General features: G+C 63.8%; 16 protein-coding genes. 15 read left to right on the forward strand and 1 reads right to left on the reverse strand.

What is annotated here, in order from left to right; genetic code table 11:
- Nucleotides 1-304: 304 nt before the first annotated feature.
- The 12 genes from CLAM6_RS04245 (at nt 305) to lipA (ending at nt 12,467) form a co-directional block, all read left to right on the forward strand.
- Nucleotides 305-1,588 carry a glutamate-5-semialdehyde dehydrogenase gene (locus CLAM6_RS04245; RefSeq protein WP_153635233.1) on the forward strand — a complete coding sequence of 428 codons (1,284 nt, stop codon included), beginning with the start codon at nt 305-307 and terminating at the stop codon, nt 1,586-1,588.
- Between the two features lie 239 nt (nt 1,589-1,827).
- Nucleotides 1,828-2,463, forward strand: coding sequence for a nicotinate-nucleotide adenylyltransferase (gene nadD, locus CLAM6_RS04250; RefSeq protein ID WP_107336631.1), 636 nt, complete (start codon nt 1,828-1,830; stop codon nt 2,461-2,463).
- A 197-nt stretch (nt 2,464-2,660) separates the two neighbouring features.
- The gene (gene rsfS, locus CLAM6_RS04255; RefSeq protein ID WP_043331961.1) at nt 2,661-3,020 is read left to right on the forward strand and encodes a ribosome silencing factor; all 360 of its coding nucleotides are present in this window, start codon (nt 2,661-2,663) and stop codon (nt 3,018-3,020) included.
- A gap of 145 nt (nt 3,021-3,165) precedes the next feature.
- A complete protein-coding gene (gene rlmH / locus CLAM6_RS04260; RefSeq protein WP_043331959.1) occupies nt 3,166-3,633 on the forward strand; it encodes a 23S rRNA (pseudouridine(1915)-N(3))-methyltransferase RlmH in 468 nt (155 codons plus the stop codon).
- Nucleotides 3,634-3,675: 42 nt separating this feature from the next.
- On the forward strand, nt 3,676-5,622 hold the full coding sequence (gene mrdA, locus CLAM6_RS04265; RefSeq protein WP_153635234.1) for a penicillin-binding protein 2: 1,947 nt from the start codon (nt 3,676-3,678) through the stop codon (nt 5,620-5,622).
- Nucleotides 5,612-6,760, forward strand: coding sequence for a rod shape-determining protein RodA (gene rodA, locus CLAM6_RS04270; RefSeq protein ID WP_043331958.1), 1,149 nt, complete (start codon nt 5,612-5,614; stop codon nt 6,758-6,760). The genes mrdA and rodA overlap by 11 nt, the downstream gene beginning before the upstream one ends.
- Before the next feature lie 71 nt (nt 6,761-6,831).
- Nucleotides 6,832-7,875, forward strand: a complete 1,044-nt coding sequence (gene mltB, locus CLAM6_RS04275; protein WP_043331956.1) for a lytic murein transglycosylase B — start codon at nt 6,832-6,834, stop codon at nt 7,873-7,875.
- Nucleotides 7,872-8,903: a septal ring lytic transglycosylase RlpA family protein gene (locus tag CLAM6_RS04280; protein WP_153635235.1), complete on the forward strand. Its 1,032-nt coding sequence runs from the start codon at nt 7,872-7,874 to the stop codon at nt 8,901-8,903. Before mltB ends, CLAM6_RS04280 begins: the two co-directional genes overlap by 4 nt.
- Nucleotides 8,904-9,005: 102 nt before the next feature.
- Entirely contained in the window at nt 9,006-10,208 is a 1,203-nt protein-coding gene (locus tag CLAM6_RS04285) for a D-alanyl-D-alanine carboxypeptidase family protein (RefSeq protein WP_054555032.1), read from the forward strand.
- Nucleotides 10,209-10,404: 196 nt separating this feature from the next.
- Nucleotides 10,405-10,692 (forward strand): HP0495 family protein, encoded by a 288-nt coding sequence (locus CLAM6_RS04290; protein ID WP_043331948.1) that lies wholly within the window; start codon nt 10,405-10,407, stop codon nt 10,690-10,692.
- Nucleotides 10,693-10,749: 57 nt separating this feature from the next.
- Nucleotides 10,750-11,475, forward strand: coding sequence for a lipoyl(octanoyl) transferase LipB (gene lipB / locus CLAM6_RS04295; protein WP_082388119.1), 726 nt, complete (start codon nt 10,750-10,752; stop codon nt 11,473-11,475).
- On the forward strand, nt 11,475-12,467 hold the full coding sequence (gene lipA, locus CLAM6_RS04300; protein WP_153635236.1) for a lipoyl synthase: 993 nt from the start codon (nt 11,475-11,477) through the stop codon (nt 12,465-12,467). Before lipB ends, lipA begins: the two co-directional genes overlap by 1 nt.
- 104 nt (nt 12,468-12,571) lie before the next feature.
- Here lipA and CLAM6_RS04305 read toward each other — a convergent pair whose 3' ends face one another.
- On the reverse strand, nt 12,572-13,561 hold the full coding sequence (locus CLAM6_RS04305; RefSeq protein WP_043331946.1) for a LysR family transcriptional regulator: 990 nt from the start codon (nt 13,559-13,561) through the stop codon (nt 12,572-12,574).
- A 193-nt stretch (nt 13,562-13,754) separates the two neighbouring features.
- On the opposite strand from CLAM6_RS04305, the gene CLAM6_RS04310 reads away from it, so the two are divergent.
- The 3 genes from CLAM6_RS04310 (at nt 13,755) to gloA (ending at nt 17,756) form a co-directional block, all read left to right on the forward strand.
- Nucleotides 13,755-15,170 carry an acetyl-CoA carboxylase biotin carboxylase subunit gene (locus CLAM6_RS04310; protein WP_043331944.1) on the forward strand — a complete coding sequence of 472 codons (1,416 nt, stop codon included), beginning with the start codon at nt 13,755-13,757 and terminating at the stop codon, nt 15,168-15,170.
- An 83-nt stretch (nt 15,171-15,253) separates the two neighbouring features.
- Nucleotides 15,254-17,086, forward strand: a complete 1,833-nt coding sequence (gene oadA / locus CLAM6_RS04315; RefSeq protein ID WP_153635237.1) for a sodium-extruding oxaloacetate decarboxylase subunit alpha — start codon at nt 15,254-15,256, stop codon at nt 17,084-17,086.
- Between the two features lie 118 nt (nt 17,087-17,204).
- The gene (gene gloA, locus CLAM6_RS04320) at nt 17,205-17,756 is read left to right on the forward strand and encodes a lactoylglutathione lyase (RefSeq protein ID WP_153635238.1); all 552 of its coding nucleotides are present in this window, start codon (nt 17,205-17,207) and stop codon (nt 17,754-17,756) included.
- The last annotated feature ends 162 nt before the right edge of the window (nt 17,757-17,918 follow it).

Here is a 17,918-nt window from a genome sequence, read left to right on the forward strand (position 1 = left end):
GCGCGAAATCGGCCGAATTCCCTGGCCGAACGGTCTGTGACGTGGGCATTGCCTGCACGTTTGCAAGATGCGACGGTGCTCCGATCATGCAACGTCGTCTGCAATAATGGCAGCATACCCCAAACGGCGAGTGACAAAAGTGTCTACGCCTCTGAGGCCTTCACATCAGACCACCACGTCTGGCCTTTACATCAGGCCTTCACGTCAGGGCTGCACGTCAGGGCTTCTCTGGGGAATGCCCACGCGGGGCCCGGCCGATGATGAAATGAGCACGTGGACACTGACAACCAGCGAGATTAGGCACATGAGTGAGCAGGGCAAGCACGACACCACGGACGTCGTGGCGTACATGAATCGTCTGGGGCACGCAGCGCGCGCGGCAAGCGTCGTGATGCGTCGCGTCGACAGCGGCATCAAGAATCGTGCTCTGCAGACCATGGCGCGTCTGATCGATGAGCGTCGCGAGACACTGGCAGAGGCCAATGCCGAGGACCTGACGCGTGCACGCGCCAATGGGCTCTCGGAGGCGATGGTCGATCGTCTTGCGCTGACGCCGGCGCGTATCGACGGCATGATCGAAGGGCTCGAGCAGGTCGCGGCGCTGCCGGACCCGGTCGGCGAGGTCGATGGGCTGCGCTCGCGTCCGAGCGGCATTCAGGTCGGCCACATGCGCGTGCCGTTGGGCGTGATCGGCATCATCTTCGAGTCACGCCCCAATGTGACCATCGAGGCGGCCAGCCTGTGCCTGAAGTCCGGCAATGCCTGCATCCTGCGCGGTGGCTCCGAGGCCGCGTCCAGCAACCGTGCGCTGAGCGAGATCATCAGCGAGGCGTTGGTGCTCTCCGAGCTGCCGGCCACGGCAGTGCAGGTCGTCGCCACCACGGACCGCGCCGCGGTCGGTGAGCTGATCGCGATGCCCGAGTTCGTCGACGTCATCATTCCGCGCGGTGGCAAGAGCCTCATCTCGCGTATCTCGCGTGATGCGCGCGTGCCGGTCATCAAGCACCTCGATGGCATCTGCCACGTCTATATCGATGCCACGGCTGACCTGGCGATGGCGGTCCGGATCGCCGAGAACGCCAAGACCCACCGCTACGGCACCTGCAACACCATGGAGACTCTGCTGGTCGATGCGCCGGTTGCCGCCGAGGTCCTGCCGCGTATCGCTGAGCGTCTGGCGGCACATGAGGTCGAGATTCGCGGTTGCGAGCGTACCTGCGCAGTGCTGCCGCAGGCCGTGGCCGCCAGCGCGGAAGACTGGGATACCGAATACCTGGCGCCGATTCTGGCGATTCGCGTCGTGGATGGCGTCGATGAGGCGATGGCGCATATCGAGCGTCACAGCTCCGGGCACACCGAGGCCATCATCACCGAGAACTATGCGCTGGCGCGCCGCTTCATGGCGGAAGTCGACTCCAGCTCGGTGATGGTCAACGCCTCCACCCGCTTCGCCGATGGCTTCGAATATGGCCTGGGCGCCGAGATCGGCATCTCCACCGACAAGCTGCATGCGCGTGGCCCGGTCGGGCTTGAGGGCCTGACGACCCGCAAGTACATCGTGTTCGGTGATGGGCAGATTCGCCAGTGAAGGACCAGGTCTCACCCGCCGAGGATCAGGTCGCGTCCGAGCAGACCTTGACGAACGAGCAGGCCCTGTCGCCCGAGGCGCTGGAGGATACCCAGCGGCCCTTGAATGCCGATGGTCTCGCGCAGGAGCGTGAGGCCGTGCATCACGGCACCGAGTCGGCACATGATTCGCGCTCAAGGACTGACACGGCAGCGGAGACGGGCTTCGAGGGCTGTCTCGGCCCGGTGCCGCGTGTCGCCATGCTCGGCGGTACCTTCGATCCCATCCATCACGGCCATCTGCGCAGTGCCATCGAGCTGCGCGAAGCGCTGGGGCTGGACCATGTGCTGCTGGTGCCATCGCATCAGCCGCCGCATCGCGCCGCGCCCGGCGTCAGCAGTGACCAGCGGCTGGCGATGCTGGAAGCCGCGATAGAGGCAGAGCCGGGCCTCAAGGCCGATGGGCGTGAGCTGCTGCGCGATGGCCCCTCCTACAGTGCCGACACCCTGGCCAGTCTACGTGCCGAATATGGCCCGCAGGCACGGCTGGTGATGGCCATCGGCCATGACGCCTTCCTCAAGCTCGGGGAGTGGCATGCCGCCGACCGTCTGTTCGATGATGCCCATGTGGTGGTGATCGAGCGGCCGGACCATGATGCACCGCTGCCCCGGGCGCTCGAAGCGTTGATCCAGGGGCGCGAGGTCGACTCGGTGGCGGCCTTGATGGCGCGCCCGGGTGGCCATCTGTTGCGCCTGTCGCTGCCGACACGCATGGCCATCAGTGCCACCTTCGTGCGCGAGCGCCTCGCGCTGGGTGACAGCGTGCGCTACCTGCTGCCGGAAGCGGTGATCCGTCATATCGAGGCGCATGGCCTCTATTGTCCGTCATCGACCTGAGCCCATCATCGAGCTGAGCGTTGTGGCTCTGAACGTCTTTGTCGCGTGCGAGCGTGGCATCATGAGAGGGGCGTCGCTGCCGCGATCCCGCATCGCCGTGCGTGGCGCCCCTTTGGCGAGTAAATGACGATGCCCATAGGCGCGCGCATCGCCAACGGGTAGAATGCGCCCCCTGCCGAACAAACTCCCGAGGAATCATGCAGACCGAAGCTCTTAAAAACCTGGTTGTCGACGCCCTTGAAGAACTCAAGGCCCAGGAAATCAGCGAGATCAATGTCTCCAAGCTGACCAGCGTCACCGATGTGATGGTGATCGCGACCGGTACGTCCAGCCGCCATATCTCCGCGCTGGCCAACAACGTGCAGGTCACCGTGAAAGAAGCCGGCGTCAAGCCGCTGGGCTGTGAAGGCGACAACGGCTCCGATTGGGTGCTGCTGGATCTGGGCGATGTCGTCGTCCACGTCATGCTGGCCGAAACCCGTGCCCTGTACGACCTCGAGCGCCTGTGGAGCGATCTGCCCCGCGAAACGCGTGAAGAGTACGAGCAGAGCCACTGATCCTGCCAGCCTGACCCGACGGGTTGCTCGTCGGGGCATGCCAACCGCGCGTTACGTCCTTGCCGGTCGCGATGTCGCGGGCAGGGAGTATCCGATGGAAGGACTGCGGGCTTGCCCGTCGTTCTGACACAGCACGGGACAGGACATGAAGATCCGAGTTTTGGCGGTCGGGCAGAAGATGCCGGACTGGGTGGAGAAGGGTAGCCGGGAATATCTCAAGCGCATGCCGCGGGATTTTTCGCTTGAGTTCATCGAGCTGGCGCCCGGCAATCGCGGCAAGAATGCGGACATCGCCCGTGCCATGGCCAGTGAAGGCGACCGGATGCTTGAAAAACTCAAGGGAAATGAACATGTTGTCGCCCTTGATGTCCTAGGTAAGGCCTGGAGTACCGAGCAGCTTGCCCAGCATGCCGATGATTGGCGGCTGGGAGGGCGAGACGTGGCCATTCTGATCGGTGGTCCGGATGGGCTCGACCCACGCCTGCTGGCACGTGCCGATCAGCGCTGGTCGCTCTCGGCACTGACGCTGCCGCACCCCCTGGTGCGCATCGTGCTGGCGGAACAGCTTTACCGCGCCTGGACATTGCTGGTCGGGCACCCCTATCACCGGTAAGCGCCTGCCGCTTGCGACACGACACTGGTTGCGAGACCCGCCATGCGCCAACGCCGGGCGACGATAAAGAATCCTCAACAGGAAGTGCGGATCTTTCGCCTTCGCAGCATCGTGGCTGCCGGCCTTGTGCTGGTGCTGGCCGGGTGTCTGCTGGCGCGGCTGCTCTTCCTGCAGGTCGTGGAACACGACATCTATACGACGCGCTCGGACAAGAACCGTGTGCGTGTCGAGCCCTTGCCGCCCACGCGCGGCTTGATCTATGACCGCAATGGTCAGCTGCTCGCCGAAAACCGTCCCAACTACAATCTCACCATCGTGCGCGAACGCGCCGGTGATCTCGAGACGACGCTTGAGCGCCTGGTCGAGATTCTCGATCTGCCGCCCGATGAAGTCGAAGACTTCAAGGAACGCTCGCGTCAGCGTCAACGCCCCTATCAGCCCGCCCTGTTGATGAGTGAATTGAGTCAGGAGCAGATCGCGCGTCTGGCCGTCAATCGCTATCGCCTGCCCGGCGTCGAGGTCGAGGCGCAGCTGCTGCGCTACTACCCGGACGCCAAGCCGCTGTCGCATACCCTGGGATACGTGGGGCGCATCAATCAGGCCGAGCTCAAGACCCTCGACAAGGGCAACTATTCGGGCACCCACTTCATCGGCAAGACCGGCATCGAGCGCTTCTATGAAGAGGAGCTGCACGGTCAGGCGGGCCTGCGCAAGGTGGAAACCAATGCGCGGGGTCGTGTGCTGCGTGAGCTGTCGCGGATCGACCCGGTGCCGGGCAAGGACCTGACGCTGACCATCGATCGCGGCCTGCAGGATCTCGCCTATCGGCTGCTCAAGGGGCGGCGTGGTGCCATCGTGGCCATCGAGCCCGAGACGGGCGACATCCTGGCGATGGCCTCCGTGCCGGGCTTCAACTCCAATGAGTTCGTCACCGGCATCAGCGTCAAGAGCTATCGCGCGCTGCAGAATGATATCGACCTGCCGCTGTTCAATCGTGCCATTCGCGGCCAGTACCCGCCGGCCTCGACCGTGAAGCCCTTCATGTCGCTGGCGGGGCTGGAGAACGGTGCCATCACCACCAGCACCACCTTCTACGACCCCGGCTATTTCCAGCTGCCCAATGACAGCCACAAGTATCGCAACTGGCTGCGCTGGGGGCATGGGCGGGTCAACATGCGGCGTGGCATCGCGGTGTCCAATGACACCTTCTTCTACAACGTCGCCTACCGCCTGGGGATCGACCGCATCAGCGAGTACATGCACAAGTTCGGCTTCGGTGAGCAGACGGCGCTGGACGTGCAGGGCGCGCTGCCCGGCCTGATGCCGTCCAAGGAGTGGAAGCGCAATCGCTACGACAAGCCCTGGTACCCCGGCGAGACCATCTCCATCGGTATCGGTCAGGGCTACTGGCTTGCCACGCCGTTGCAGCTCGCCTCAGCGGAGGCCGTGCTGGCCAATCGCGGCAGGCACGTGACGCCTCACCTGGCCAAGCGCATCGGTGACGAGACGGTATTGTTGCCCAGAAGCGAGGAAAAGCCGGATGTGGTGCTGGACAATCCGGCATGGTGGGACGATGTCATCGCCGCGCTCGAGGATGTGGTCAGCGGGCGAGAAGGCACGGCGCGCAAGTATGTCGGGCCCGGGCTCAAGTACCGCATGGCCGGCAAGTCCGGTACCGCTCAGGTCTTCACCCTCGGGCAGGACCAGAAATACAACGGCAAGGAGCTCGCGGAGCGTCTGCGTGACCACGCCCTGTTCGCCGCCTTTGCGCCGGTCGAGCACCCGGAGATTGCCGTCTCCGTGGTGATCGAGAACGGCCAGGGCGGCAGCTCCGTGGCGGGCCCGATGGCACGCGCCGTCACCGATTACTGGCTGTTGCCGCGCATTGACCCCGAGGCGCGTGAGGCGGCGCTCACGCTGGCTGCCGCTCTGGCACCCCCGGAGGCACCGGCGGGCGAGGGTGAGCAAGGAGAGTACGATGCCGACTGATTATCAGCGCTCGATGCGTGGTGTAGGTGGAGATCTCAGTCATCGCCGCCGCACCAGCCTGTGGGAGCGTATCCACCTCGACCCCTGGCTGTTGCTGTTGCTGCTGGCCGTGCTCGGCTGCGGGCTGATCGTGCTCTACAGCGCCAGCGGCCAGGATATCGACTTCACGCTGCGCCAGGCCTCACGTCAGGCGCTGGCACTGGTGATCATGATCGGGCTCGCCCAGCTGTCACCCGCGACCCTTTACCGCTGGGCGCCGGTCGCCTATGGCGCCGGCTTCCTGATGCTGGTGGCGGTGGAGGTGCTCGGGGATGTCGGCATGGGCGCCCAGCGCTGGCTGGTCATCCCCGGGGTGGTGCGTTTTCAGCCCTCTGAGCTGATGAAGCTGGCGATGCCGATGATGGTCGCCTGCTGGCTTGGTCAGCGCCCGCTGCCCCCTCGCTGGCGAGATCTGGCCATCTGCGCCGTGATCATCGTCGCGCCGGTGCTGCTGATCGCGCGCCAGCCGGACCTCGGCACCTCGTTGCTGGTCGCCGCGGCGGGCGTGTTCGTGATCCTGCTGGCGGGGCTTTCCTGGAAGCTGATCGCCTTCTTCGGCGCCTTGATCGCCTCGGCATTGCCGCTTCTGTGGATGGTGATGCACGACTATCAACGCCGCCGTGTGCTGACATTCCTCAATCCGGAGTCTGACCCGCTCGGCGCGGGCTGGAACATCATCCAGTCCAAGACCGCCATCGGCTCGGGCGGCATCTTCGGCAAGGGCTATACCCTGGGCACCCAGTCCCAGCTCGAGTTTCTGCCGGAGCGCCATACCGACTTCATCGTCGCGGTCATCGGGGAGGAATTCGGCCTGATCGGCATGAGCTTCTTCCTGGGGCTCTATGTGCTGATCGTGCTGCGCGGGCTGGTGATGTCCAACAATGGCCAGGACAGTTTTGCACGGCTGACGGGGGGCGCGATCATCCTGACGTTCTTCGTCTACGTCTTCGTCAACATCGGTATGGTATCGGGTATCTTGCCGGTCGTTGGCGTCCCGTTGCCGCTGGTCAGTTATGGTGGGACCTCCAGCGTGACCTTGCTGGCAGGCTTCGGTATTCTCATGAGCATTCATACCCACCGGCGCCTATTGTCGCGATGACGTGGCGGCCAGTTGCCGAGTGGCAAGGACATTCGCGAGCCCAAGCTCGCAGACAGGCAAGGAGAGAGTCGATGACGGTGATCAATGCGCGTGGGCGACGTCTGAAGCACTGGGGCGCAGCCCTGGTGATGGTGGCACCGCTGCTGGGAATGTCAGGCGTGGCCAAGGCGGCGCCTGATGGCTTCGCCCCGGCGACTCACCCGGAAACGGCCAAGCTGGTCGACGAGCTGGTGGCCAAGGGGCTGGATCGCGATCGCGTGACCGAGCTGATGAATCAGGCCGATTACAGCCAGAAGGTGCTGGATGCCATGTCGCGTCCGGCGGAAGGTCATCTGCGCTGGGACCAGTACCGCGCCATCTTCATGAAGCAATCACGCATCGAAGCTGGTGTGAAGTTCATCGCCGAGCATCGTGAAACCTTCGATCGCGCCCAGGCCGAGTATGGCGTGCCGCCGGAAGTCATCGCCGCCATCATCGGTGTCGAGACCTTCTTCGGCAAGCACACCGGCACTCACCGCGTGATCGATTCACTGTCCACGCTGGCCTTCGATCACCCGCGTCGCGGCAAGTTCTTCCGTGGCGAGCTGGCAGCCTTCCTGCAGCTGACGATTGAGCAGGGCATCGACCCGCTCTCCATCAAGGGTTCCTACGCCGGCGCGATGGGCTATCCGCAGTTCATCCCGACCAGCTATCAGGCCTATGCGGTCGATTTCGATGGCGATGGCGTGCGTGATCTGTGGCACAACCCGGTCGATGCCATCGGCAGTGTCGGCAACTACTTCGCGCGTCATGGCTGGAAGGCCGGTGCGCCGGTGGTCAGCGCCGCGGATGGCCCCGGGACGCCGCCGTCCTCCGTCACCTTCAACAAGACCAAAAAGCCGTACATGAGCGTTTCCGCGCTCGAGGCTGCCGGTGTCCAGGTGGCAGACGACGTGGCCGGCAATACCCAGGTGATTCCGTTGGCGCTGGACCTGAAGCAGGGCTACCGCTACGCCGTCGGCTTCGACAACTTCTACGTCATCACGCGCTACAACCACAGCCACATGTATGCGATGGCCGTGGATGAGCTCTCCCGGGCGATCAAGCGTCGTCTCGAGGACGGAGGTGCGGGATGAGCTGGTCACGCGCGCTACCGCTGACCCTCGCGCTTGCCCTGCTGGCCGGTTGTGCCAGCAGTGGGGGTGGCACCCAGGTCAGTGATGGTGCCTCGGCGAGTGCCGGCAAGAAGGCGGGCAAGAACAGCCGCTACGAGATGGACAGCGATGCCTATCCCGATGATGCGCCGGATGTCTCGGCGGTGCCCGATGAGGTGCCACGTGTCGAACCCTATACCCGCAGCGGCAATCGCAGCGAGTACGAGGTATGGGGCAAGACTTATCGCGTGATGGATGATCCGCGCGGTTACGTGGCCGAGGGCACGGCTTCCTGGTATGGCAAGAAGTTTCATGGCTACGCCACCGCCAGTGGCGAGATCTATGACATGTACACCATGACGGCGGCCCACAAGTCGCTGCCATTGCCGACCTATGCGCGTGTCACCAATCTGGACAACGGCAAGCAGGTCATCGTCAAGGTCAACGACCGCGGGCCCTTCCATGAAGACCGCCTGATCGACCTGTCCTACAGCGCGGCGTGGCGCCTGGACATGCTGGGCCACGGCACCGGGCACGTGCGTGTCGAGACCCTCGACGCCACGACCTGGAAGCCGGGCCCGAGCCCGACCCAGGGCACGGCAGAGTCCGAGCGCCTGCTGGCGCGCAGCCAGGCGGTACGCCGCGAGCAGGGCATTGCCGGACTTGACGCGATGGAGGCAACCGGTAGTTCCGTGGCCTCGAGCGCTTCCGGCGCGAGCGTTGCCGCCAAGCCCGTGGTAGCCTCTGCTGCGCCGAGCAGCACGTCCTCCGTGGCGAACGGGGAAGCCACCTTCCTGCAGGTCGCGGCGGTCAGTGACCTGAGCAAGGCCGACAGCATTCGTGCCAGTGTCAGTTCCCGTCTGGGACGACCGACCCGCGTGCTGGGCAGCGGCGACCTCTACAAGGTTCAGGTCGGCCCGCTGGAAGACAATGTCCGTATTGAATCGCTCAAGTCGGCGCTGGCCGATGCTGGCTATGCCGGGGCCTTCAGCGTCACGGCAGAGCGATAAGGGCCGCAGGCCCGTTTTCATCCATCATGCGCTTCGTGAAGAGGCGCAACATGGCCGAGGCGCAAGCCTCGGCTTATGCATGAGTGTCAAAGAGATTCCAACATGTCCCTGAAAGCCCGACTTCTTCCTCTTCGGCGTCGATTCTCCGCGCTGATGGCGGCCAGCGGCATTGCGCTGTTCGCAGGCGTTGCCGCCACCCCGGCCCATGCCATCGAGACGGATACCCTGATTCCGGCGGCGCCGCAGCTGGCGGCATCTTCCTGGATTCTGATGGACGCCAATTCCGGGCGCATCCTGGTCGAGCACAATGCCGACAAGCGCCTGCCGCCGGCCAGCCTGACCAAGATGATGACGGCCTACCTGGTCGAGAGCGAGATGGACGACGGCAAGCTGAGCCCGGACGAGAAGGTTCGCATCAGCGTCAATGCCTGGAAGACAGGTGGCTCGCGCATGTTCATCCGCGAAGGCACCAGCGTCACCGTCGATGACCTGCTGCACGGTGTCATCATCCAGTCCGGCAACGACGCCAGCGTCGCGCTGGCCGAGCGTATCGGCGGCAGCGAAGGTTCGTTCGCCGACCTGATGAACCAGCACGCCAAGCGTCTGGGCATGAAGAACACCCACTACATGAACGCCACTGGCCTGCCGCACGCGGAGCATTACTCCACGGCGCACGACCTGGCGATTCTGGCGCGTCGCATCATCAAGGACTACCCGGATCACTACGAGATCTATTCCCAGAAGTACTTCACCTGGAATGGCATCAAGCAGCCGAACCGCAACAAGCTGCTGTGGCGTGACAAGGATGTCGATGGCCTGAAGACCGGCCACACCGAAGAAGCCGGCTACTGCCTGGTGGCATCCGCCAAGAAGGAAGATACCCGCCTGATCAGTGTCGTGATGGGTACCAAGTCCGAAGAGGCGCGTGCGCAGGAATCCCAGAAGCTGTTGACCTACGGCTTCCGCTACTTCGAGAGCAAGAAGCTCTATGACAAGGGCGCGGTGCTCAACCAGGCGCGTGTCTGGGGTGGCGAGAAGGACCAGGTACGTCTGGGCATGGCTCAGGACGTCTTCCTGACCGTACCGAGCGGTCAGGCTGACAAGCTGACCGCGCGTCTTGATCTCAAGGACACCATCAAGGCCCCGGTTCAGGCCGGCGAGCAGTACGGTACCCTGCAGATCAAGCTGGACGACAAGGTGCTGGCCGAAGAACCGCTGGTCGCACTGGAGCCGGTGGAGCAGGGCGGCCTGTTCAAGCGTCTGTGGGATGCCCTGATGCTGTTCTTCCACGGCCTGTTCAACTGAGTCAGTCGCCTGGCTGTGCGAGGTGACGCGGCCGATGACATGATTCAGTGATGGCAGTGGGGCGCGCGTGCTGGCGGTGCCAGGCGCGCGCCCCTGAATATCGCGGTCGTGTACTCAACAAAGGGCGATCCGGCTGACGGATCGCCCTTTGTTGAGTAGAATGGTCGGAAATAGAGTTACCTGAAGGGCTATCCCCATGGCCAAGACGCCAGCAGCTGGTGGGCAGACGCCCCCGAAGATTGAATTCCCGTGTGATTTCTCCCTCAAGATCGTCGGCACCGCCGCAGAAGATCTCGTCGAAGTGGTCTGCAATATCCTGGAAGTGCATGCGCCGGGCTTCGATGCGACGGCCATCACCTGGCAGGACAGCAAGAACGGCAACTACCGCAGCATCCGTGTGGTGATCCGTGCCACCGGTACCGATCAGCTGGATGCGCTGCACCGTGACCTCAAGGCCACCGGTCGCATCCATATGGTGCTGTGATCCAGGCATGAAACGCTGGATTTCCTTGTCTTGCGCCTTGATGACAGGAGCGCATGCATGAACACGATTCACGTCTACCACCTCGGCCTCAAGGCCTATGATGAGGTGTGGTCGGCCATGCGCCACTTCACCGATACGCGTGCGGCCGATGCGCCGGACGAGCTGTGGGTGGTAGAGCACCCGCCGGTCTTTACCCAGGGCCAGGCGGGCAAGCCGGAGCATCTGTTGATGCCGGGCGACATTCCGGTGGTGCAGACCGACCGTGGCGGCCAGGTGACCTATCATGGGCCCGGCCAGCTGGTGCTCTACCCGCTGCTCAACGTCAAGCGGGGCGGCATCGGCGTTCGCCAGCTGGTGACGGCGCTGGAAGAGACGGTGGTGGCGGCGATGGCTGAGCATGGCATCGAGGCCTATCCGCGTCCGGACGCGCCTGGCGTCTATGTGAAGAAGTCGGCGCAGCGTGGCGATGACCCGCGTCGTTCGATGGAAGAGGCCAAGATCGCTTCGCTGGGACTGCGCATCCGGCGTGGTTGCAGTTTCCATGGCGTGGCGATCAATCTGGACATGGACCTCGCGCCCTTCGGGCGCATCAATCCCTGCGGCTATGCCGGCATGGCGATGACCCAGCTGCGCGATCTCGTTCGCGCACCGGTGGATCTTGCCAGCGAGCGTGACCGCCTGGTGCGTTGTCTGGGCGCAAGCCTGGGCGATGTGACCCTGACTCCGGTGAGCGGCCTGCCCGCGGCACTGGCTGACATTTCTCGAACAGCAGGACAGAACTGATGACCGAGACCATCGCTACCACGAAGCCCGCTCCCTCCGCTGCTCCTGCCCGCAAGGAGCGTGGCGTGAAGCTGCGCGGCGCCGAGAAGGTTGCCCGCATTCCGGTCAAGGTGATTCCCACCGAGACCTTGCCCAAGAAGCCGGACTGGCTGCGTGTGCGCATGCCGGCCTCGCCGGAAGTCACGCGCATCAAGCAGACGCTGCGCAAGCACGGCCTGCACACGGTCTGTGAAGAAGCCTCCTGCCCGAACCTGGGCGAGTGCTTCAGCGGCGGCACCGCGACCTTCATGATCATGGGTGACATCTGCACCCGTCGTTGCCCGTTCTGCGATGTGGCGCACGGTCGCCCCAACGCGCTGAACGCTGACGAGCCGCGCGAGCTGGCCGAGGCCATCGCCGAGATGCGCCTGAATTACGTCGTCGTGACCTCCGTCGACCGTGATGACCTGCGCGACGGTGGCTCCAACCACATTGCCGAGTGCATCCGCGAGATTCGCGAGAAGTGCGATGGCACCGAGATCGAAGTGCTGGTACCGGACTTCCGTGGCCGCATGCAGGTCGCGCTGGACGTGCTCGGGCAGACGCCGCCGGACGTCTTCAACCACAACCTGGAAACCGTGCCGAGCCTTTATCGTCGCGTGCGTCCGGGCGCCGACTACCAGTGGTCACTTGATCTGCTCAAGGGCTACAAGGAGCGTCGTCCGGAAGTGAAGACCAAGTCCGGCCTGATGCTGGGTGTCGGCGAGACTGACGAGCAGGTGCTCGAAGTCATGCAGGACCTGCGCAACCACGGTGTCGACATGCTGACCCTGGGGCAGTACATGCAGCCGTCGCGCAACCACCTGCCCATCGACCGCTGGGTGCACCCGGACACCTTCGATTGGCTCGGTCAGAAGGCGCGCGAGATGGGCTTCTCGCATGTCGCCTCCGGCCCGCTGGTGCGCTCTTCCTACCACGCCGACAAGCAGGCGCACGGTGTGGAAGTGAAGTAAGCCGCACTGCTGACATGACGTCAGTTGCCTGAACGAAAAAACCGCCATGGAGCTTGTCTCCATGGCGGTTTTTTCATGTGGCTTGCGCCATCAGGTCGCTATGTTCATTGCTCGGTCGCCAGCGGCAGGCAGGCCACGCTGTGCCCGGGGATGGGCTCCATCGGCGCGCTGAAGTGAGCATTGAGCTCCGGCAGCAGCTCGCGCACGAAGCGCAGGAACAGCTCGGTGACCGGCGTGGGGTAGCGGTCCTTGGGGTAGACGGTGCACCAGCTGCGTCTGAGCGGGAAGCCCGGCAGTGAGGGCGAGGCCAGCAGGCCTGAGGCCAGCTCGAGCTGAACCGACAGTCGCGGCAGGATCGCCACCCCCAGGTGCGCCATCACGCCTTGCTTGATGGCCTCATTGGAGCCCAACTCCAGCGTATGGCGCAGCGAGACACGCTCGCGTGCGGCAAACTCCTCGAAGGCGGTACGTGTGCCGGAGCCGGGTTCACGCATCAGCATGTAGTACTGCGCGAGGTCTTCCAGGGTGATGCCCTTGACCTCCAGCAGCGGATGGCCGGGCCAGACGACGGGGATCAGCTCGTTGTCGAGAATCGGCATGAAGGCCAGATTGGCGTCATCCGGCACCATGCCCATGATCACCAGGTCATCGCGCCGCTCGGCGAGACGCTCGAGCGCCTGACCGCGATTGCAGACGCGCAGGCGCACCGACACTTCCGGATACCGCGCCCGAAAGCGCGCCAGAATATGCGGCACCACGTACTGAGCGGTGGACACGGCCGCCAGATTGAGCTCGCCGCGGATGGTACCGGCGATCTCCGACAGCTCCATCTGCAAGCTCGAGACCTCGCCGAAGATCGACTGCACCGAGTTCGCCAGGGCATCAGCCGCCGGCAGGATATGCAGCGTCTTACCGGCATATTTGAACAGCGATTGCTCGAGTGCCTGCTCCAATTGACGAATCTGGGCACTGACGGCGGGTTGCGTCAGGCCAAGTTGCTCGGCCGCACGGGAGTAGGACTGTTGGCGATGAACCGCTTGGAACACCTGTAACTGTCTGAAAGTTAAGCGATTCAACAAGTTTGGACGCGACATGACACACCCAGTCATAAGGTTTTACTTATAGATTGGCAAAAAAATATCAACTTTTCTATTGGTCTCTCGCTGGGTAGCGTGGAACGCATGCTACCTCGTGTCTGTCAGCGCCGTTGTCGCGTCTGGCGGTCAATGACAAGCGCACGACCAGAGCACCACAACAAGATCACGCGTCACGTCCGGGAGAGTCACCATGTTTCGCAAGTTGCTGATTGCCAACCGAGGGGAAATCGCAGTGCGCATTGTACGCGCCTGTGCCGAGATGGACATCCGCTCAGTCGCTGTCTACACCGAACCTGATCGTTTCTCCTTGCACGTCAAACGCGCCGATGAAGCGCATTTCATCGGCGAAGACCCGCTGGCCGGCTATCTGGATGCCCGCCGCCTGGTCGATCTCGCGCGCGAGACCGGCTGTGACGCCATCCATCCGGGCTACGGATTCCTGTCGGAGAACGCCGAATTCGCGGCCATCTGCGAAGCGGCGGGTATCGCCTTCGTGGGGCCGGCCAGCAGTGTCATCGCCCGCATGGGTGACAAGACCCAGGCCCGCGATGCCATGAAGGCGGCCGGCGTGCCGGTGACGCCGGGCTCGGCCGGCAATCTGGCCGATGTCGAGGAAGCGCTGAGTGTCGCCGAGCAGGTCGGGTACCCCGTCATGCTCAAGGCTACCTCAGGCGGTGGGGGGCGCGGTATCCGGCGTTGTGATGATGCTCATCAGCTCGAGCAGGCCTGGGGGCGCGTGATCTCGGAAGCCACCAAGGCCTTCGGCAGTGCCGATGTGTTCCTCGAGCGTTGCGTGGTCGACCCGCTGCATATCGAGGTGCAGATCCTGGCCGACAATCACGACAACGTGATTCATCTGTTCGAGCGTGACTGCTCCATCCAGCGTCGCAACCAGAAGCTGATCGAGATCGCCCCCAGTCCACAGCTGACACCGGAGCAGCGCTCCTACGTCGGTGAGATGGCGGTACGTGCCGCCCGCGCCGTCGGCTATCGCAACGCCGGTACCGTGGAGTTTCTGGTCAAGGGCAACGAGATCTACTTCATGGAGATGAACACTCGCGTGCAGGTGGAGCACACCATCAGCGAGGCCATCACCGGCGTGGACATCGTGCGCGAGCAGATCCGCATCGCCTGGGGCCACAAGCTGGCCTTCCGTCAGGAAGACATTCGCCATCACGGCTATGCGATCCAGTTCCGCATCAACGCCGAGGACCCCAAGAACGACTTCCTGCCAAGCTTCGGACGCATCACGCGCTACTACGCGCCGGGCGGGCCTGGCGTGCGTACCGATACCGCGATCTATACCGGCTACACCATCCCGCCGTATTTCGATTCCATGTGTCTGAAGCTCATCGTGTGGGGGCTGACCTGGGAAGAGGTCATCAATCGTGGTTCACGTGCCCTCAATGACATGCGTCTGCAGGGCGTCAAGACCACGGCGCCTTACTATCAGGAAATCCTCAAGCACCCTGATTTCCGCAACGCACACTTCGATACCGGCTTCGTCGCAGCCCACCCGGAATTGACCCAGTACTCGGTCAAGCGCCTGCCGGAACAGACGGCGCTGGCGATCGCGGCGGCCATCGCGGCCCACGCCGGTCTCTGATGCGCACCTGATGCCCCTGATGTCGTGAATCTTCTCTGAGCTTCCCCCGGTTCACGTAGCCAACAATTAGAAGGACCCCAGACATGACAGCTGCAACCCCCAACACCCCCGCCGTTGATCACGCCGAGCGCGTCAAGGTCACCGAAGTCGTGCTGCGCGATGGCCACCAGTCATTGATCGCGACCCGCATGCGCACCGAGGACATGCTGCCGATTGCCGCGCGCCTCGATCAGGCCGGTTTCTACAGTCTCGAAGTGTGGGGCGGCGCGACCTTCGATGCCTGCGTGCGTTTTTTGAAGGAAGACCCCTGGACGCGTCTGAAGGCGCTCAAGGAAGCCATGCCCAACACCCCGCTGCAGATGCTGCTGCGCGGCCAGAACCTGCTCGGCTATCGTCACTACGCCGATGATGTGGTGGAGGCCTTCGTCGAGCGCGCCGCGGCAGGTGGCATCGATATCTTCCGTGTCTTCGATGCCTTGAATGATCTGCGCAACATGGAAACCGCCATGCGCGCGGTCAAGAAGGCCGGCAAGCACGCCCAGGGCACCATCTGCTACACCGTGAGCCCGGTGCATACGCTGGAGATGTACGTCGAGCAGGCGCGCAAGCTGGTCGAGATGGGGGCCGATTCCATCGCCATCAAGGACATGGCCGGCCTGCTGACGCCGTACGCCACCTATGATCTGGTCAGCGCGCTGGTCGAGGCGGTCGAGGTGCCGGTCCACCTGCACAGCCACGCCACGGCGGGCCTGGCGCCGCAGTGCCAGATCAAGGCCGTCGAGGCGGGCTGTCGCCACATCGATACCTGTATCTCGGCCTTCGCCGGCGGCACCAGCCATCCGGCCACCGAATCCTTCGTGGCCTCGCTGCGCGGCACCCAGTGGGATACCGGCCTTGAGCTGGAGTCGCTGCGCGAGATCGGCGATTACTTCCACGAGGTGCGCAGCAAGTACTCAGCCTTCGAGAGCGAATTCACCCGCGAGGATGTCTCGGTCCAGATCAGTCAGATCCCCGGCGGCATGATGTCCAACCTGGCCAGCCAGCTGAAGGAGCAGAACGCCCTGGAGCGCATCCGCGAGGTGTTCGATGAGATTCCGCGTGTGCGTGCCGATCTCGGCTACCCGCCGCTGGTCACCCCGACCTCGCAGATCGTCGGCACCCAGGCGGTTCTCAACGTGCTGACCGGCGAGCGCTACAAGAGCATCACCAACGAGGTGAAGCGCTATCTGCAGGGCGGCTATGGTCAGGCGCCGGCACCGGTCAACGAAGAGGTCCGCTCGCGTGCCATCGGCAACGCGCCGGTGGAAGTCGGGCGCCCGGCCGACCTGCTCGCGCCGGAGATGACGCGCCTCACCGAGGAGCTGGGCGAGCTGGCCGAATCCCCCGAGGACGTGCTGACCTTCGCCATGTTCCCGGAGCTGGGACGTGACTTCCTCAACGAGCGTCGTGCCGGCACGCTCACACCGGAAATCATCCCCCAGGGCGAGGCGGAGCGCCCGGTGACCTCTGGCGTGCCGACCGAGTTCGTCATCGACGTGCACGGCGAGTCCTACGCGGTGCAGATCACCGGCGTCGGCGGTGCCAAGGGCAGCAAGCGTCACGTCTACCTGACCCTGGACGGCATGCCGGAAGAGGTAGTGTTCGAGGCCAAGGACGATTACGTGGCGGGCGGCCAGAGCGGCGGACGTGCCAGCGCCTCGGCGCCGGGCCATGTCACCACCGCGATGCCGGGCAACATCGTCGAGGTACTGGTCGCGGTCGGTGACAGCGTCACCGCGGGCCAGTCGGTGCTGATCAGTGAGGCGATGAAGATGGAGACCGAGATCGCCGCGCGTGTCGACGGTACCGTCAAGGCCATTCATGTCGCGCGTGGCGATCGTGTCACGCCGGGGGAAGTACTGATCGAGATCGCGTGATGCCAGCGGCGGCGAGGTTGCAAAATCTGGCCGCCGTCACCATCTGACAGCTATACGATCACCAGGGGCGGCCGGGCATCTTCGAGGCTCTGCCGTCCTTTCCTGTGGAAGGACCAACATGGCAACACATTTCGAGCAGGCTCCCGGCCTGAGTGAGCAGATCGACCCGGCCACCCGTGGCTACGTCTTCAACCAGACCATGCTGCGCATCAAGGACCCCGAGCGCAGCCTGGATTTCTACACTCGCGTGCTGGGCATGCGTCTGGTGCGCAAGCTCGACTTCCCGGAAATGCAGTTCAGCCTCTATTTCCTCGCCTATCTGGATGACGACCAGGCCAGTGAAGTGCCCGGTGATGACCTCAAGCGCACCACCTACACCTTCGGGCGTGAGGCGATGCTGGAGCTGACCCATAACTGGGGCACCGAGAATGACCCGGACTTCGCCTACCATGACGGCAACGCCCAGCCGCAGGGCTTCGGCCATATCGGGGTCAGCGTGCCGGATGTCTACGCGGCTGCCGAGCGTTTCGAGTCGCTGGGCGTCGAGTTCGTCAAGCGTCCCGACGATGGCAAGATGAAGGGTCTGGCCTTCGTGAAGGACCCCGATGGCTACTGGATCGAGATCCTGCGCGCCGATACCTTCGAGCGTCAGGCCAACGGCGAAGTCTGAGGCAGGCCGCCGCTGTAAAAGAACCGCCACTACCGGCATGCCCGGGGTGGCGGTTTTTCGTTTATGCGAAACCCCGCGTTGCAGGGGTGTCAGCGGCATTCGCTTGCTGCAATGATGATGTCTGACTGACACTCGCAAGGCGCTCATTATTGATGGCCCTTG

Source organism: Cobetia sp. AM6 (assembly GCF_009617955.1).
In the GTDB taxonomy this organism is placed as follows: domain Bacteria; phylum Pseudomonadota; class Gammaproteobacteria; order Pseudomonadales; family Halomonadaceae; genus Cobetia; species Cobetia amphilecti.

Coding starts and splice junctions, on each gene's coding strand:
- CLAM6_RS04290 (WP_043331948.1), top strand. CDS start 10,405: ATGGCCAAGACGCCAGCAGCTGGTGGGCAGACGCCCCCGAAGATTGAA.
- rsfS (WP_043331961.1), top strand. CDS start 2,661: ATGCAGACCGAAGCTCTTAAAAACCTGGTTGTCGACGCCCTTGAAGAA.
- oadA (WP_153635237.1), top strand. CDS start 15,254: ATGACAGCTGCAACCCCCAACACCCCCGCCGTTGATCACGCCGAGCGC.
- CLAM6_RS04285 (WP_054555032.1), top strand. CDS start 9,006: ATGTCCCTGAAAGCCCGACTTCTTCCTCTTCGGCGTCGATTCTCCGCG.
- CLAM6_RS04280 (WP_153635235.1), top strand. CDS start 7,872: ATGAGCTGGTCACGCGCGCTACCGCTGACCCTCGCGCTTGCCCTGCTG.
- CLAM6_RS04305 (WP_043331946.1), bottom strand. CDS start 13,561: ATGTCGCGTCCAAACTTGTTGAATCGCTTAACTTTCAGACAGTTACAG.
- rodA (WP_043331958.1), top strand. CDS start 5,612: ATGCCGACTGATTATCAGCGCTCGATGCGTGGTGTAGGTGGAGATCTC.
- CLAM6_RS04310 (WP_043331944.1), top strand. CDS start 13,755: ATGTTTCGCAAGTTGCTGATTGCCAACCGAGGGGAAATCGCAGTGCGC.
- mrdA (WP_153635234.1), top strand. CDS start 3,676: ATGCGCCAACGCCGGGCGACGATAAAGAATCCTCAACAGGAAGTGCGG.
- nadD (WP_107336631.1), top strand. CDS start 1,828: ATGCTCGGCGGTACCTTCGATCCCATCCATCACGGCCATCTGCGCAGT.
- mltB (WP_043331956.1), top strand. CDS start 6,832: ATGACGGTGATCAATGCGCGTGGGCGACGTCTGAAGCACTGGGGCGCA.
- gloA (WP_153635238.1), top strand. CDS start 17,205: ATGGCAACACATTTCGAGCAGGCTCCCGGCCTGAGTGAGCAGATCGAC.
- lipA (WP_153635236.1), top strand. CDS start 11,475: ATGACCGAGACCATCGCTACCACGAAGCCCGCTCCCTCCGCTGCTCCT.
- lipB (WP_082388119.1), top strand. CDS start 10,750: ATGAACACGATTCACGTCTACCACCTCGGCCTCAAGGCCTATGATGAG.
- CLAM6_RS04245 (WP_153635233.1), top strand. CDS start 305: ATGAGTGAGCAGGGCAAGCACGACACCACGGACGTCGTGGCGTACATG.
- rlmH (WP_043331959.1), top strand. CDS start 3,166: ATGAAGATCCGAGTTTTGGCGGTCGGGCAGAAGATGCCGGACTGGGTG.